Genomic DNA, 16240 nt, shown 5'->3' with positions numbered 1-16240 from the left:
GCCGGCACGCCCAGTGCTATTTCAGATAGTGACCGTAGGCTCTGTCATCGATAGTGGTGGTGAACAGATCCACATCCAGACAGCAGGGCTCCACCCCGGAGGCAGACAGGCCGTTGAGCTGCAAGCGACCGGTCAGATAGTCGGAGGGCATCCGCAGCGGATAGGCGCACTGCAATAATTTTTTCGCCCCAGCCAGGGTCAGCACATACCCAGCGGTAGAGAGCACTCCTCGCTTGGAGGAGCGGCTGGGCGTCAGGTATCTGGCAAGCCGGTAGCCGCCGGGCAGGGATGACAGGAATGGCCAGCGTTTGGCTTTGCCATGATGCAGGAAGACGATCTCGGACTGACAGGAGTGCACTATCGTCTCGATGATCGCCTTGCTGTGCATGTGCAGGTAGATGTCATCCTCGAGCACCACGCAGCGATCAATACCCTCGGCGACGATGCGCTCATAAACTCGGATATGGCTCATGGCACAACCGATCTCGCCAAAACTCAGTTCATGGCCACACACTTCTTTGGCCAGCTCCAAATCCACCTTGGCCAGCTCGGCATTGCTCAACGCCTTCCCGTCGGTTGCATCTACAAACTCGAAATCTATGCCCAGATGCGCCATCTGCTGGACAACCATCGCCCGTCGCTCAACGCTGCGAGCCAAACTGATGACAAAAACCGGAATCATGACGTGCGGGTATCCTTTTTAGACTCATGGGCAAACCAGATGAAAACCAGGCTGAGCGTGTACAGATAAAGCACCCCTTGATGCTCAAACGGCACATCGCTTAGGGAGTTAATGGCAAATGCGAGGGGAACCAGCACACCCGCCGAAATTCTGCTTATATTGTTCGCCGCCAGATAGAGCGGCAGACCAAGAAAGATAACCAGTGCAATAAATCCTATGCTGCCGCGAACGACCAGATTCTGCATATATTGATTATGTGAATGGACCAGCGCCGGATGAAATATCAGGGGAGATATCTGATGATTATCGATCTGGGCCTGTTTCAATGCATTGAAACCATCCGTGCCCACCCCTGCCACAGGTGAATCCAAAAATCCCAACCAGGCACTCTGCCAGGCAATGACGCGCAAGCCCCACGATGAGTCGTACGAACCTTTTTCTGCCGAGTTGAGATCCGAGACTGCCTCTGCGACCCGAACCTGAACCAGCTGGTTGGTCTGATAAATGGCGCCCGTTGTTGCCGTACACAGTATGGCTACCGCAATGTATTTCCACGGTTTGAAGTAGGCCTTGTAGCAGATGACGTAGGCAAGAATAATCCCGAAGGCGAGCCAGACCCCCCGGCTCTGGGAGAGATAAAGCGCAAACAGGGCAGCAATCAAGCCAAACAGGCTCCCCCCCCTCAACCATCCAGGCAACTGTTTTTGCTGGAAGACAAACCAGTTGAGGATGGCCAGCGTCAGCGCAGCCTGCGAGAAAAGGATCGCGTTGGTAAACCCTTCCACCCTGGCAATGCCGTGTTGGTATTGCCAGATGCTGAGGATGCCCAATCCCATCCCGCCCAGCACGATGGCCAGGTACCCCAGCATCAGCAGCACGGGTTTGCGCGGCATCATCAGCGCAAAGACGACGACATAAAACAGCCCGCGCATGACTCCGTATTGATCACCGTGGATCAACCGGTTGATGAAGATCATGGCGGCATAGACCAGCAGCCCCCAGAGAATGCGACGGTCTTTGAGCCCCACATCCCGTTGTTTGCCGACAAAGTAATTCAACAAACCGAATATGCCGGTCACGGCCAGCAGATTGGATTGAATGCTCTGGCCGAAAGGGGCCAGAAACAGGCCGCAAAAGGAGAACAGGATGGTCAGCGCAAACAGGGCTGTGGTTGTTCTATCGAGCAAGGCAAGGCTTCTGCTGAGCATCAATCAAGACTTCCTGAAGACATAGTTACCCCGGATTTTGCGCCACAGGCCAAAAACATCGGTACGCGGGAAAATGGCAATGCGGCGGATCCGGAAAGGGTCCTGATGCATGGCTCTGGGCCCGCTATTGGTGGCAACCGCAAAACGGTAGCCCGCCGCCATCGCCTGCGCCTTGGCACTCTCATCCATATCCCCATAAGGGTAGGCGAACGACAGCAGAGGGTGGCCGAGCAGGGCTTCGAGCTGTCGTTTGTTCTCTTGGATTTCATGAGCTTGCTGCTCGGGTGCAAGCTTGCTCAACCTGGGGTGGGTCAGGGTATGCCCGCCGATCTCCACATGACCGGAGGCCGCCAGCGCCTTGAGCTGCTCGCCATTCATCAAGTCCACCCGGGTGTCCGGATTGCTCGCATGCTCCACGTCCCAGCGGTTATACCCTTCCCCCGTGACCACGTATACCACGGCTTTGTAACCATATTTTTCCAGCAGAGGCAGCATGCGGGTCAGGTTGTCCTGATAGCCGTCGTCGGCGGTGATCATCAGGTATTTCTTGCCGTACTGCAGCCGGTGAATGAAGCCCTTGTCCGCCAGATCGCGGAACGTCAGGGTCTCATAGCCGAGCCACTTCAGCAGGCGCAGGTGCTTCTCGAACATGACGATCGGCATCCAGGTGCCGTGCACCCCCTTCTCGCTGTCATGCTCGATGAAGCGGTGATACATGATGACCGGCATCTCGCGGCGCAGGGTCTCGACCACCGCATCCTGATAGATGGATTCCAGGCCGGAGACGACTCCCGCCAACCCATATTCGGCCTGAATGCGCTGACGAATTGTGGCTGAAACGGTGCCACTGGCCAGCGCCGGGGCAATCTGTGCCTTCAGTGCGGCAAAATCGATCGCCAGATCCTGGGGGCCAATATCGCCGAAGTTGCTGGCCAACGCCTCATCCAGATTCTGCTCGGTCACCAGCCCGGTGGCCTTGGCTTCACCGATGGCAAAGGCGGGACGACCGCAGAGCAGGGCCTCCATCGCCACCCGACCGGCACCGATCACCAGATCGCATTGCGCCATCAGCGCAGGGACATCCTCCACGTAGCCGACGAAATCGACCCGCTCCTGAAAACGCTGGAAACGCGCAGGCAGCTGGCTGCCGCTCACCACCTTCACCTGGTAGGCATCCAGATCCAGCACCTCATCCAGCAACCGATAGCAAAGCTCACCTTTGGGGCCGCTCAGCCGGCCTATGATGGCGATCACCGGCCTGGCATTGGTCGGAGCAGGCACAGGCTGGAACTTGTCGGTTTCGATGCCGTTGCGCAGCACCTGCACGATAGCCGGGTCAACGCCAAGGTTGTCGATGATCTGGTGGGCGATATCCTCGCAAACGGCAACCGCCCTGAACCCAAGGGCATGGAAGGCCTTGCGGGAGGCATGCACCGGCTGGCGACCGTGCACCGTGGTGATCATGGGGGTGCCGGTCAGCTTGCAGGCCACATAGCTGCTCCAGCCGGAGGCACGGGAGTGGGCATGCATCAGCTGGATATGATGCTTCTTGATCAAATAGATGAGGTAAAAGACGTGCCAGAAGCGGCGCAGAATGCTGCGCTTGTTGAATCGCAGCTTGAACACCTCACCCAGAGTGGGCTTGGTCAGGGTGTCCGAGACATAGAAAACCTGGTGGCCACGCCGGGTCAGTTCGTTACCGACCGTGGTGGCATAGACCTCAGCGCCCGTCACTTCGAGCTGGGAGAGTGCCATCAATATGTTCATTGCGTGGTTACCCGGTAGAAACTGAGAAAAACCGTGACAAACAACAGAGCCGGAAGCAGGTATGGCCTGCTTCCGGCTTGTCTGCATATGGCGGTGTAAAGCTCACCCGTTAGCGGTTGAGCCACGCCATATAATCCGCGACCCCTTCGGCCACGGTTTTGAACTCGGCGTCATAACCGACGCCGCGCAGCTTGGTCATGTCCGCCTGGGTGAAGCTCTGATAGCGGCCCTTGAGGTGATCCGGGAAGGGAATGTACTCGATGGCACCCTTCTGATGATGCTTGATCACCGCTTCGGCCACGTTCTGGAACGGTTCGGCCCGGCCGGTACCGCAGTTGAAGATGCCGGAGTGCTGCGGATTCTGCCAGAACCAGAGGTTCACCTTGCAGACGTCATCCACATAGATGAAATCGCGCATCTGGCCGCCGTTGGGGAAACCGTCGCAGCCTTCGAACAGCTTGGGATTCTCGCCCTTCTTCACCTGGGTATTGAGGTGGAAGGCAACCGAGGCCATGGAGCCCTTGTGCTGCTCGCGCGGGCCATAGACGTTGAAGTACTTGAGACCGACTACCTGGGAGTTGATCTCCGGCATCCAGCGACGCACGTACTGGTCGAACAGCTGCTTAGAGTAGCCGTAGACGTTGAGCGGCTGCTCGAACTTCGGATCTTCGATGAAGTTGTCGTTGCGCCCGCCATAGGTTGCAGCAGAGGAGGCGTAGATAAACGGGATCTCGCGTTCGATGCAGTAGTGGAACAGATCCTTGGAGTACTCGTAGTTGACCTCCATGATGAACTTGCCGTTCCACTCGGTAGTGGCGGAGCAGGCGCCTTCGTGGAAGATCACCTCGATGCCGCCATCCCACTCTTCAAATTCGTCGCCGGAGACGATCCGCGCCTGGAACTCATCCTTATCCATGTAATCGGCAATGGTCAGATCGACCAGATTGACGAACTTGGTGCCGTCGGTCAGGTCATCGATGACCACCACATCGGTCCGTCCTTGAGCGTTCAGCTGCTTGACCAGATTGCTGCCGATAAAGCCAGCACCGCCAGTTACTACGATCATGGAGTTTGCCTCGCGTACGTTGATGGCCACGTGTGACTGCCTGTTAAAGCTGTGTATAGTGAGCCAATTTGAAATTGCCGAAAAGTTTATCACGGGCCGCAAGGGGATTCGACCTTGACGATTTCACCGGCCAGGGGCCCGGCAGAGGGAACAGCGATGAAAACCAGAGACAGGATCATTCACAGCGCCACCGAGCTGTTCAACGATCAGGGTGAGCGCAACATCACCACCAACCACATTGCCGCCCATCTGGGCATCAGCCCGGGCAACCTCTATTACCACTTCCGCAATAAAGAAGACATCATCCACTCCATCTTCGACCAGTACGCCCGCCACCTGAGCGAGAGCTTCACGCCGGCACGCAGCGACGAGATCAAGCTGGAAAACCTGATGGGCTATCTGGATGCCATCTTCTATCTGATGTGGCAGTTCCGCTTCTTCTACGCCAATCTGCCGGACATCCTCAGCCGCGATGAGCCGCTGCAGCAGAAATACCTCAAGGCCCAGGAGCAGTTGCGCGCCGCCGTGGTGGCCCTGCTCAGAAGCCTGCGCGAGGGCGGCATCATAAATGTCAGCGACGAGGATCTGCCGGATCTGGGCCAGACCATCAAGATGGTGGTCACCTGCTGGATCCCGTTCCAGATTGCCCAGGCCCCCAACACCCGCATCACCAAGCCGTTGCTCTATCAGGGCGTCTTGCGGGTACTGTTCCTGCTGCGCCCCTATGTGCAGCCCCAGGTGGCCGACCAGATCCGCCAGCTGGAACAGCACTATCGTCAACTGGCCCAACCAGCCGGGTGAGATCTGTTTCACAATTGTTGAATGTCAGCACAATCATTTGAATTCACCGCAACAGATTGCAGTAAAATACTGCCCATTGTTGATAATCAGCTGAAATAGCCAATAAGGATCGAGGATGTCTAACGGATTCTATCGTCACCTGACCGAGCAGCTTGAGCAGGTGCAGGCTGAAGGGTTGTACAAGCAGGAGCGCGTCATCACCTCGGCCCAGCAGGCCCGGATTGCGGTGGGCGGCGAGCAGGTGCTGAACTTCTGTGCCAACAACTATCTGGGACTGGCCAACCACCCGGACCTGATCGCAGCGGCTCATCAGGGGCTGGACAGCCACGGCTTCGGCATGGCCTCGGTCCGTTTCATCTGCGGCACCCAGGATCAGCACAAGGAGCTGGAGCAGAAACTGTCGGGTTTCCTCGGCACCGAAGACACCATCCTCTACTCCTCCTGCTTCGATGCCAATGGCGGTCTGTTCGAAACCCTGTTCGGTGCCGAAGACGCCATCATCTCCGATGCTCTCAACCACGCCTCCATCATCGACGGGGTACGGCTGTGCAAGACCAAGCGTTATCGCTACGCCAACAACGACATGGCCGAGCTGGAAGCCCAGCTCAAGCAGGCTGACGCCGACGGCGCCCGCTTCAAGCTGATCGCCACCGACGGCGTCTTCTCCATGGACGGCGTCATTGCAGACCTCAAATCCATCTGCGATCTTGCCGACAAGTACGACGCCCTGGTGATGGTGGACGACTCCCACGCCGTCGGCTTCATCGGCGAGAACGGCCGCGGCACCCACGAATACTGTGGCGTGATGGACAGGGTCGACATCATCACCGGCACCCTGGGCAAGGCGCTCGGCGGCGCCTCCGGTGGCTACACCTCCGGCAAGAAGGAGGTGATCGACTGGTTGCGCCAGCGCTCCCGCCCCTATCTCTTCTCCAACTCGCTGGCCCCCTCCATCGTCGCCGCCACCATCAAGGTGATCGACATGCTGGCCGACGGGCATGCGCTGCGCTCCAGCCTCAAGGAGAACAGCCAATACTTCCGCGAACGGATGAGCGCCGCCGGCTTCACCCTGGCCGGGGCCGATCACGCCATCATTCCGGTGATGCTGGGTGACGCCAAACTGGCCGCCGAGATGGCAAGCCGCATGCTGGCCGCCGGCATCTACGTGGTGGGCTTCTCCTTCCCGGTGGTGCCCAAGGGCCAGGCCCGCATCCGCACCCAGATGTCCGCCGCCCACACCCGTGAGCAACTGGACAAGGCCATCGATGCCTTCATCCGCATCGGCCGCGAACTCGACATCATCTGATTTGAATCAAGGGGCCTGGCGCCCCTTCTTTCTGCATTCATCGTGAAGGAACAACCATGAAAGCGCTCTCCAAACTGCACAAAGAGGTCGGCATCTGGATGACGGACGTACCGGCCCCCGAACTCGGCCACAACGACCTGCTGATCAAGATCCGCAAGACCGCCATCTGTGGCACCGATATCCATATCTACAACTGGGACGAATGGTCACAGAAGACCATCCCGGTGCCCATGGTGGTCGGCCACGAATACGTCGGGGAAGTGGTCGCCATCGGCCAGGAAGTGCGCGGCTTCGCGGTCGGAGACCGGGTATCCGGTGAGGGCCACATCACCTGTGGCCACTGCCGCAACTGCCGTGCCGGCCGCACCCACCTGTGCCGCAACACCATAGGCGTCGGCGTCAACCGCCCCGGCGCCTTCGCCGAGTATCTGGTGATCCCGGCCTTCAACGCCTTCAAGCTGCCGGACAACGTCCCCGATGAACTGGCCGCCATCTTCGATCCGTTCGGCAACGCGGTGCACACCGCCCTCTCCTTCGACCTGGTCGGTGAAGACGTGCTGATCACCGGCGCCGGCCCCATCGGCATCATGGCCGCCGCCGTCTGCCGCCACGTAGGTGCCCGCCACGTGGTGATCACCGACGTCAACGAGTACCGGCTCGAGCTGGCCCGCAAGATGGGCGCTACTCGCGCCGTCAACGTAGCCAAGGAACAGCTCAGCGACGTGATGAACGAACTCGGCATGACCGAAGGGTTCGACGTGGGGCTGGAGATGTCCGGCGTACCCAGTGCCTTCCAGGACATGATCGACAAGATGAACCACGGCGGCAAAATCGCCATGCTCGGCATCCCCCCCGCCACCATGGCCATCGACTGGGGCAAGGTGATCTTCAAGGGACTGTTTATCAAAGGGATCTACGGTCGTGAGATGTTCGAGACCTGGTACAAGATGGCCAGCCTGATCCAGTCCGGGTTGGATCTTTCCCCCATCATCACCCACCGCTTCCACATCGACGACTTCCAGCAAGGGTTCGATGCCATGCGCTCAGGTCAGTCCGGCAAGGTGATCCTCAGCTGGGACAAATAAGCCTTTCGGCCCTCCCGTGAGATGAAACCCGGTGAAAACCGGGTTTCTTTTTTTCGGGCCTGCCTCGCCAGTTTGTGATCTGACGAAGAAACTTTGCACGCAGAGTGCTTAACACTTCACACACAAGCGTTTAAATGGCTGTAACTATTCGGTTATAATCCAGTCGTTTTCTAGGGATAATAAAAGCCTGCTGGGAGTACATGAGCGTGTTGAAAAAACTGAGCTATTTGCTGGCGGTCGGGATGACGGCCGCCAGTTTGTCCGGCGTGGTGCTTGCTGCCGATGATATGTCACCGGAGGCAATTGCCGAGCGGATCAAGCCTGTCGGTCAAGTCTATACCGCCAAGGATCTGGAAGGGATTGCGACCGCAGGCGCAGCCCCTGCGGCGGCAGCGGCATCTGGTCCGCGCGACGGCGAAGCCGTGTTCAAGGGCGCCTGCTTCGCCTGCCACGATGCCGGCATCGCCGGTGCCCCCAAGCGTGGCGACAAGGCCGCCTGGGAACCACGTATCGCCCAAGGTATTGAAACGCTTAAGAAACACGCCATTGCCGGCTTCGCAGGCAAGACCGGTGTGATGCCGCCACGAGGAACTTGCGCCACCTGTAGCGATGAAGAGATCGAAAACGCCATTCACTACATGATCGACAAGCTCTAAGTGATTGAAAGGGCCGCATTTGCGGCCCTTTCAATCTGATGACTTCCGGCTACTCTTTGTAGGGTAGGCAAACCGGGAGTTACTCATGTCAGCGCAACCAATAGCACCCCATTACTCGACTCCCTTGCTGGCGTTGGTCTCCGCTATTATGGATTTCCCCGCCCCCTCCGCCGCCACTTCCAAAGATTACGACACCCTGATCCAGCAGCTGAACCAGCTCTGCCCGCTGCAGCATTTCGGCATGCTCGGCTTGTCGGAAGCCGGCCTGCAGTGGGTATGCGAATACCAGATATCCGACAGCTTCAAGTTGCAGCTGGGGCTGGAAGAGTCGCGCATCACCGATCAACTGACCCAGCTCGATGAAGCCGATGGCTGGTGCTCGCTGCCGGTCGAGCATGGTCAGGTCCAGTGGTTGCTGGCCTGCTGCCAGCCCAAGGAGCTGCCAACCCTGCGCCTGTTGCTGGAGTGCCTGGCCAAACGGTTGAACGAGACCCAGGCAGGCTCCCAGCTGTCGGAGCTGGCCTCGCCGCTGATCCGCAAAGACCCTGACTGGCAGAAGAAGATCGAGAGCATCAACCGCATCATCCGGCTGGCCAACACCTTGCCCAGTCAGGCGCTGTTCTCCCAGCTCGAGGCAGTCCTGCGCCAGATGCTGGCCATTCAGGACATGTTGCTGGTGCGCATCGACAGCCACCGGCTCGAGAAGATCTATCCGGAGCAACCTCCCCACAGCGACGAGTTCATCACCGGGTTGTGCCACAGCACCAACAACATGGAACAACACAAGGAGCAGCTCTACTGGTACAGCCAACCGCTGCGTCTGCAGCAGCAGTACTTCGCCCACTTTCTCATCAGCCTGCAGCACCCGCTGGAAACCGATGACCGGCTGTTTCTCGACTTCCTGCGCAGCCAGCTCACCCTGCTGCTGGAGCTGAGGCGGATCCGCCAGCAGCTGCACGACATCAACTCGGAAGATTCCATCAACCAGCGCCTGCAGCAGTTGCGTCAGACCAACCTCAGGCTGCAAAAGCAGCTCAAGCAGCATCAGGAACTGGAACGCCGGCTGCAGTTCGACGCCCTGCACGATCCGCTGACCCAGCTGCCCAACCGGGCCCTGCTGATGAATCACCTCAATCATGCCATGACCCACTTTCACCGCTACAAGTCGCCCGGATTTTCGCTGATCTTCATCGATGTGGACCACTTCAAGCAGGTCAACGACACTCTGGGCCACAGCGCCGGTGACCAGCTGCTCAAGGAGATGAGCCGCCGCCTGCAGACCTGCATTAGGCAAAACGACATGGTGGCCAGGCTAGGTGGGGATGAATTCGTCATCTATCTGGACAACAGTAAGACCGAGGAGGATATCAGCCCGGTGCTCAACCGCATCATCAGCCGCCTCTCCTACCCTTTTCGACTGATGGGCAACGAGCTGGGCATCACGGTCAGTCTGGGGGTGGCCAGTGTATCGGAACAGACCTCCGACATCAGCCAACTGCTTCATCAGGCCGACTTGGCCATGTATCAGGCCAAACGCAACGGTCGCAGTCGCATCGTCAGCTATTCAGAAGAGTGCTCGGTCCAGACCTGGGCCTCGCCGGAAGAGATGCTGGCAAGAGCGCTGCGCGAAGGGCGCATCGTCCCCTATTTCCAGCCGGTGATCCGGCTCAAGGACAGTCGGCTGACCGGGCTGGAGGTGATGGCCCGCTGGATCACCGAAGAGGGGGTACTCAAGGATGCGTTCGACTTTATCCCGCTGGCGGAGCAGTGCGGCCTGATTCAGGAGCTGGACTACCAGATCCTGAGCCACACCTGCCAACAATTGAAGGAGTGGCTGCCGCTGTCAGGCCAGAGCAAGTTCAAGGTGGCCATCAACTTGTCCGGCAAGCATCTGGTCAGCCATGAACAGATCATGAAGTTGGTTGAAATCATCGAATCCGAGGGGATAGCCCCCGGCTATCTGATCTTCGAGTTCAACGAGCGGGAGCTGTCACGGCAGGACTCCGATGCCCTCACCTCGTTGCACGAACTGAGAGCCAAGGGTATCCAGATCAGTCTGGATGACTTTGGGACCGGGTTTTCTTCCCTCAACGCCCTGTTCCACTTCCCGGTGGACTACATCAAGGTGGATGACAGCTTCACTCATCGCATGCTGCAGTCACCCAAGGATCTCGCCCTCATCCGTGCCATGCGCGACATCTGCCAGGATCTGGACTTCACCCTGGTGGTGGAAGGCATCGAAAACCAGCAACAGCTACAGAAACTGATCGATCTTGGTTGTCTGATGGGCCAAGGGCGCTATATCTCGCCGCCCATGCCCGGAGCCGATATCACCCCCCTGCTCACCCAGACCAAGAACGAGCGCGGCTAACCGCCACTCAATCCTTCTTGAACAGCGCTCTCAGGTTGGCGACCCCGACCTGCCCCTTCTGCTGACGCTCCTCGGCCGTCACCTTCTTCTGGTTTTCCCACTCCAGATCGTCCTGAGGCAGTTCCAGCAGGAAGCGACTCGGCTCCGGCCGCACCGACTCGCCGTACTGGCGCCGCTCCTTGCAGAGGGTAAAAGTCAGTTCGGTCTGGGCCCGGGTGATGCCCACATAGGCTAGGCGCCGCTCCTCCTCCACGTTGTCCTCGTCAATGCTGGTCTGGTGGGGCAGCAAGCCCTCCTCCATGCCCACCATGTAGACGTAGGGAAACTCCAGCCCCTTGGAGGCGTGCAAGGTCATCAGCTGCACCTGATCTGCCTCGTCCTCTCCCTCGTTGCGCTCCATCATGTCACGCAGGGTGAGCCGGGTAACCACCTGAGCCAGGGTCATCGCTTCCTCCAGCTCATCTCCCTCCAGCATCTCGGTGATCCAGCGGTAAAGGGTGGAGACATTCTGCATCCGCATCTCTGCCGCCTTCGGGCTGGGAGAGGTCTCGTAGAGCCACTCCTCGTAGTGGATCTCCTTGATCATGTCCCGCACCGCCTCCACCGGATTGCCGCGCAGCGCCTGATCGCCGAGCCGCACCAGCCAGTTGGTGAAGGCCTGCAGAGCGGATAGACCGCGCCCGGAGAGGTGTTGTTCCAGCCCCAGCTCGAAGCTGGCGGCAAACAGGCTCTTGCCGCGCTGGTTGGCATACTGGCCCAGTTTTTCGAGGGTAGTGGGGCCTATCTCACGGCGCGGCAGGTTGACCACCCGCAGAAAGGCAGTGTCCTCGTCCGGGTTCACCAGCAGCTTGAGGTAGGCCATGATGTCCTTGATCTCGGTGCGGGAGAAAAACGAGGTGCCCCCGGAGATACGGTAGGGAATGCGGTTGGTCATCAGCGCCTTCTCGAAGATGCGCGACTGATGGTTGCCCCGATAGAGGATGGCGTAATCCTTGAACCGAGTTCGGTTCATGAACTTGTGGCCCATCAGCTCGGCGGCGATACGCTCCGCCTCATGCTCCTCATTCTTGGCAAACAGCACCTTGAGCTTCACCCCTTCGTCGAGCTCGGAGAAGAGTGCCTTGTCATAGACGTGGGGGTTGTTGGCGATCAGGATGTTGGCGCACTTGAGGATACGTCGCTTGGAGCGGTAGTTCTGCTCCAGCTTGATCAACTTGAGACTGGGGAAATCTTCGTTCAGCAGCACCAGGTTCTGCGGCTTGGCACCGCGCCAGGAGTAGATGGACTGGTCGTCGTCCCCCACCACGGTAAAACGGGCCCGCTCACCGACAATCTGCTTCACCAGCTCGTATTGGCTGGTGTTGGTGTCCTGATATTCGTCGACCAGCAGATAACGGATCCTGTTCTGCCAGCGGATGCGGACCTCTTCGTTGCTCTTGAGCAGCAGGGTCGGCATCACGATGAGATCGTCAAAATCCAGCGCGTTGTAGGCCACCATCTGGCGGTGGTAACGCTCATAGAGCTGGGCCAGCAACACTTCTTCCGGGCCGCGGGCGATGCGCATGGCGCGAGCCGGCAGGATGAGGTCGTTCTTCCAGTTGGAGAGCTGGCTGATGAGGGCCGAGAGCTTGTCCTTGTCGTTGTCGAGCTCCGCCTCGGTCAGCTCTTTCAGCAGCGCCAGCTGATCGGTATCGTCAAACAGGGAAAAATTGGCCTTGAGGTTCAGGCTCTTGTGCTCGCGGCGGATGATCTCAAGCCCTAGGGTGTGGAAGGTGGAGACCATCAGCCCCCGTGCCTCCTTGCGACCCAGGGTCTGGCCGACCCGTTCTTTCATCTCCCGCGCGGCCTTGTTGGTGAAGGTGACGGCGGCGATGTTGCGCGCGTTGTAGCCGCACTGCTGTACCAGATAGGCAATCTTGTTGGTGATGACGCGGGTCTTGCCCGATCCGGCACCCGCCAGCACCAGGCAAGGGCCGGAGACAAACTTGACCGCTTCGTTCTGATTGGGGTTGAGCTTCATGGGCCGGATCTCTTGGCTTATGATGAGGGGCGGCATTGTAACAGAGATCCCGCAGGCAGCCGAAACCGCAGGCAATATCCCGCTACTGCGCCTTGTGTTTGACCGCCATTTTCCGGATCATGGCCGACTTTTCCAGATGATATGAGGGGAGCATGAACCAGCAACAGCACGCCCGGCTGCGCAGCCAGTTTCCGGCCTTGGCACAAGAGGTCAACGGCCACCCTCTGGTCTATCTGGATAACGCCGCCACCACCCAGAAATCCCAGGTGGTGCTGGACGCCATCGCGCACTACTATCGGGCCGACAACGCCAACGTGCACCGCGCCGCCCATGCCCTCAGCGGCCGCGCCACCCGAGCCTTCGAGGCTGCCCGCGAGACGGTTTCCCGCTTTATCAATGCGCCTCACAGTCGCGAGGTGATCTGGACCCGTGGCACTACTGAGGCGATCAATCTGGTGGCCCAGAGCTGGGGCATGAGCGAACTCAAGGCGGGGGACGAAATCATCCTCAGCACCCTGGAGCACCATGCCAACATCGTCCCCTGGCAGCTGATTGCCCAGCGTACTGGCGCCGTGATCCGGGTCATCCCCCTCGATGAGCGGGGTGATCTCGATCTGGCGGCCTATCGCGCCATGCTAGGGCCACGCACCCGGCTGGTGAGCGTGGCCCACGTCTCCAATGCCCTGGGCACCGTCAATCCAGTCAAAGAGATAGTGGCCGCGGCCAAGGCGGTCGGGGCCCTGACCCTGATCGACGGCGCCCAGGCAGTGGCCCATCTCGAGGTGGATGTGCAGGCCATCGGCTGCGACTTCTACGCCTTCTCCGGTCACAAGCTCTATGGCCCGACCGGGATCGGCGTGCTGTGGGGCCGCACCAAACGGCTGGAACGGATGCCGCCCTGGCAAGCAGGGGGAGAGATGATCGACAAAGTCAGCTTCGCCGGTACCACCTTCAACACCCTCCCCTTCAAGTTTGAAGCCGGCACCCCTCATATTGCCGGCGCCATCGGCCTCGCCGCAGCCGTCGACTTTGTGATGGAGCAGAACAGGGACTCATTGGCCAGCCATGAAGCGGCGCTGACCGACTATCTGGTTGCCGGACTGCAACAGGTGCCGGGGCTGCGTCTGGTCGGCGAACCCGGCCAGCGCGCCGGTGCGGTCTCGTTCCTGCTGGAGGATATCCACCCGCAGGACGCCGCCACCCTGCTCGACATGCAGGGGATCGCACTGCGGGTCGGCCATCACTGCGCCATGCCGCTGATGGAATCGCTCGGTATCGGCGGTACCCTGCGCGCCTCGCTGGCCTGCTACAACAATCGGGACGATGTCGACGCCCTGCTGGCCGCCCTGCACAAACTCAGTGACTTCTTCTAAGGCAGACAATCCAATGAACAGCCTCGCAACCTATACCCGGATAGGCGTTGAGCCCGACGCAAATAGTATCCGTCAGCAGTTTGCCGCAGCAAACGGTTGGGAAAACCAGTACCGGCTCATCATCCAGCTCGGCAAACAGCTGCCTGCCCTGCCCGGTGAATGGCAGCAGGCGGCATTTCGCCTCAAGGGATGTGAAAGCCAGGCCTGGCTGAAGGGGGAGAAGAGCGAGGATGGTAACTGGCATTTTGCCTGCGATTCCGATGCCCGCATCGTGCGGGGCCTTATCGTCATCGTGCTGGCGGCGCTCAACCACCAACCCGCAGCGGCGATCCAGTCCTTCGACATGGAGGGCTATTTCACCGAACTGGGACTTGAGAAACACTTGAGCCCGTCGCGAGGCAACGGGCTCAGAGCTATCGTGTTGGCGATCCGGGAACAGGCAATCTAACCCGCCTTGTTCTGTGGTCGATCAGGCTTCGCCAATCGACTCTGCCTCTTCATTCCCGGCCTCTCTCTCGGCACGAGCTCCCCGCTCGGTAATCTTCTTCAATACCCGGGAGGCCGCGACCAAGCCAAAGGTGGCCGTCACCGGCGTCACGGCGCCAAAGCCAGAGGCGCAATCCATCTTCATATTGCCGTCACTGGCCGCCTTGGCTTGGCAGGTGCCGCCATTGCCATCCGGATAACTCAGCTGCTCGGTTGAAAAGACGCACTCCACCCCGAACTTGCGCGCCGGATTCTTGCTGAAGTTGTGCAGCCGCCGCAGGTCGGAGCGCACCTTCGCGGCCAGCGGATCCTGAATGGTCTTGGCCAGATCGGCCACGGTGATCTGGGTCGGGTCCATCTGCCCGCCGGCGCCACCCGCCACGATCACCGGAATCTTGTTGCGCTTGCAGAAAGCAATCAGCGCCACCTTGGCCTTGACCGAGTCGATGGCATCCACCACATAGTCAAACTCCCGCTTGATGTGCTCGGCCAGGTTGTCGGCGGTGACGAAGTCATCCACCTCGATCACCTCGCAATCCGGATTGATGGCACGGATGCGCTCGGCCATCACCTCCGTCTTGAGACGGCCGACCGTCCCCTGCATGGCATGGATCTGGCGATTGGTGTTGGTGATACAGATGTCGTCCATGTCGATCAGGGTGATCTGGTTGATGCCGGCCCGAGCCAGCGCCTCGGCCGCCCAGGAGCCGACGCCGCCTATCCCGACCACACAGACTTTCGCCTGGCTGAAGGAGCGCAGCGCACTCTGACCATAAAGACGGGCTATGCCCCCGAATCGCTGTAGATACTCTGCTTTCATACCACCACCTTGCTTGAGGGCGGCCATTATAGCGGCAACCTCTCTCAGGGGCGATGATCGGATGATGGTGGTGTTGAGGTGAGGGAAAAGGAGTGCGGTGTCGAAAACGAAAAAAAGCCCAGTCGTTAGACTGGGCTTCTTAAGTAGTGGCGGAGCGGACGGGACTCGAACCCGCGACCCCCGGCGTGACAGGCCGGTATTCTAACCGACTGAACTACCGCTCCGCTGTCTGGTTAGCTTTTTGCTAAATTGTCTGCCGCTTCTATGAGGTGTCATCCTCGCAGCCAGTCATGTGTTTTCACATCACCGTTTAATTGGGTGCCTGGCAGTGTCCTACTCTCGCATGGCGAATGCCACACTACCATCGGCGCTACCGCGTTTCACTTCTGAGTTCGGCATGGGTTCAGGTGGTTCCACGGCGCTATGGCCGCCAGGCAAATTCTTAATCTAGAAAGCTGACGTGAATAATGACGCGGTCATTATCACTGAATTAGTAGTTCACTCATTCGCTACAAGGCTCGAAACACTTCTTGGGTGTTGTATGGTTAAGCCTCACGGGTAATTAGTATGGGTTAGCTCAACACGTCGCCGCGCTTACA

At 59.2% G+C, this 16240-nt stretch carries 13 protein-coding genes, 1 tRNA gene and 1 rRNA gene; 7 read left to right on the top strand and 8 right to left on the bottom strand.

All coding sequences use genetic code 11. From position 1 onward, the window contains the following. Positions 1-16 precede the first annotated feature (16 nt). From PG881_RS09655 to rfaD, 4 genes are all read right to left on the bottom strand, one after another. Positions 17-682: a glycosyltransferase family 25 protein gene (locus tag PG881_RS09655; protein ID WP_270831933.1), complete on the bottom strand. Its 666-nt coding sequence runs from the start codon at positions 680-682 to the stop codon at positions 17-19. Further along, positions 679-1893, bottom strand: a complete 1215-nt coding sequence (locus tag PG881_RS09650; protein ID WP_270799580.1) for an O-antigen ligase family protein — start codon at positions 1891-1893, stop codon at positions 679-681. Before PG881_RS09650 ends, PG881_RS09655 begins: the two co-directional genes overlap by 4 nt. Beyond that, the gene (locus tag PG881_RS09645; RefSeq protein WP_270799577.1) at positions 1894-3657 is read right to left on the bottom strand and encodes a polysaccharide deacetylase family protein; all 1764 of its coding nucleotides are present in this window, start codon (positions 3655-3657) and stop codon (positions 1894-1896) included. It lies immediately after the preceding gene. A 109-nt stretch (positions 3658-3766) separates the two neighbouring features. Then, positions 3767-4723: an ADP-glyceromanno-heptose 6-epimerase gene (gene rfaD / locus PG881_RS09640; RefSeq protein WP_024945510.1), complete on the bottom strand. Its 957-nt coding sequence runs from the start codon at positions 4721-4723 to the stop codon at positions 3767-3769. Positions 4724-4879: 156 nt separating this feature from the next. Between rfaD and PG881_RS09635 the strand changes: the two genes are divergently transcribed. From PG881_RS09635 to PG881_RS09615, 5 genes are all read left to right on the top strand, one after another. Further along, positions 4880-5524 (top strand): TetR/AcrR family transcriptional regulator, encoded by a 645-nt coding sequence (locus tag PG881_RS09635; RefSeq protein ID WP_011707886.1) that lies wholly within the window; start codon positions 4880-4882, stop codon positions 5522-5524. A 115-nt stretch (positions 5525-5639) separates the two neighbouring features. Beyond that, a complete protein-coding gene (locus tag PG881_RS09630) occupies positions 5640-6830 on the top strand; it encodes a glycine C-acetyltransferase (RefSeq protein ID WP_219255706.1) in 1191 nt (396 codons plus the stop codon). Positions 6831-6886: 56 nt separating this feature from the next. After that, the gene (tdh, locus tag PG881_RS09625) at positions 6887-7915 is read left to right on the top strand and encodes an L-threonine 3-dehydrogenase (protein ID WP_270799573.1); all 1029 of its coding nucleotides are present in this window, start codon (positions 6887-6889) and stop codon (positions 7913-7915) included. A 200-nt stretch (positions 7916-8115) separates the two neighbouring features. Continuing rightward, complete coding sequence (locus PG881_RS09620; RefSeq protein WP_024945508.1) at positions 8116-8571, top strand: c-type cytochrome; 456 nt, start codon at positions 8116-8118, stop codon at positions 8569-8571. Positions 8572-8656: 85 nt separating this feature from the next. Next, positions 8657-10942, top strand: a complete 2286-nt coding sequence (locus tag PG881_RS09615) for a putative bifunctional diguanylate cyclase/phosphodiesterase (RefSeq protein ID WP_041216899.1) — start codon at positions 8657-8659, stop codon at positions 10940-10942. A 7-nt stretch (positions 10943-10949) separates the two neighbouring features. Here the strand turns inward: PG881_RS09615 and rep are convergent, their stop codons facing one another. Continuing rightward, complete coding sequence (gene rep / locus PG881_RS09610) at positions 10950-12962, bottom strand: DNA helicase Rep (protein WP_270799570.1); 2013 nt, start codon at positions 12960-12962, stop codon at positions 10950-10952. A gap of 152 nt (positions 12963-13114) precedes the next feature. Between rep and PG881_RS09605 the strand changes: the two genes are divergently transcribed. Beyond that, complete coding sequence (locus PG881_RS09605; protein WP_270799568.1) at positions 13115-14335, top strand: aminotransferase class V-fold PLP-dependent enzyme; 1221 nt, start codon at positions 13115-13117, stop codon at positions 14333-14335. A 13-nt stretch (positions 14336-14348) separates the two neighbouring features. Then, complete coding sequence (locus PG881_RS09600) at positions 14349-14783, top strand: SufE family protein (RefSeq protein WP_270799566.1); 435 nt, start codon at positions 14349-14351, stop codon at positions 14781-14783. Between the two features lie 21 nt (positions 14784-14804). On the opposite strand, the gene tcdA is transcribed toward PG881_RS09600, so the two are convergent. The 3 genes from tcdA to rrf form a co-directional block, all read right to left on the bottom strand. Beyond that, the gene (gene tcdA / locus PG881_RS09595; RefSeq protein ID WP_270799564.1) at positions 14805-15641 is read right to left on the bottom strand and encodes a tRNA cyclic N6-threonylcarbamoyladenosine(37) synthase TcdA; all 837 of its coding nucleotides are present in this window, start codon (positions 15639-15641) and stop codon (positions 14805-14807) included. 147 nt (positions 15642-15788) lie between these two features. Beyond that, a tRNA-Asp gene (locus tag PG881_RS09590) sits at positions 15789-15865 on the bottom strand. 96 nt (positions 15866-15961) lie between these two features. Then, a 5S ribosomal RNA gene (gene rrf, locus PG881_RS09585) occupies positions 15962-16076 on the bottom strand. Between the last annotated feature and the right edge of the window lie 164 nt (positions 16077-16240).

It is taken from the genome of Aeromonas sp. QDB54 (genome assembly GCF_027707385.1).
Classification (GTDB): Bacteria; Pseudomonadota; Gammaproteobacteria; order Enterobacterales; family Aeromonadaceae; genus Aeromonas; species Aeromonas hydrophila.
This window is presented reverse-complemented; position numbering and strand designations above follow the sequence as displayed.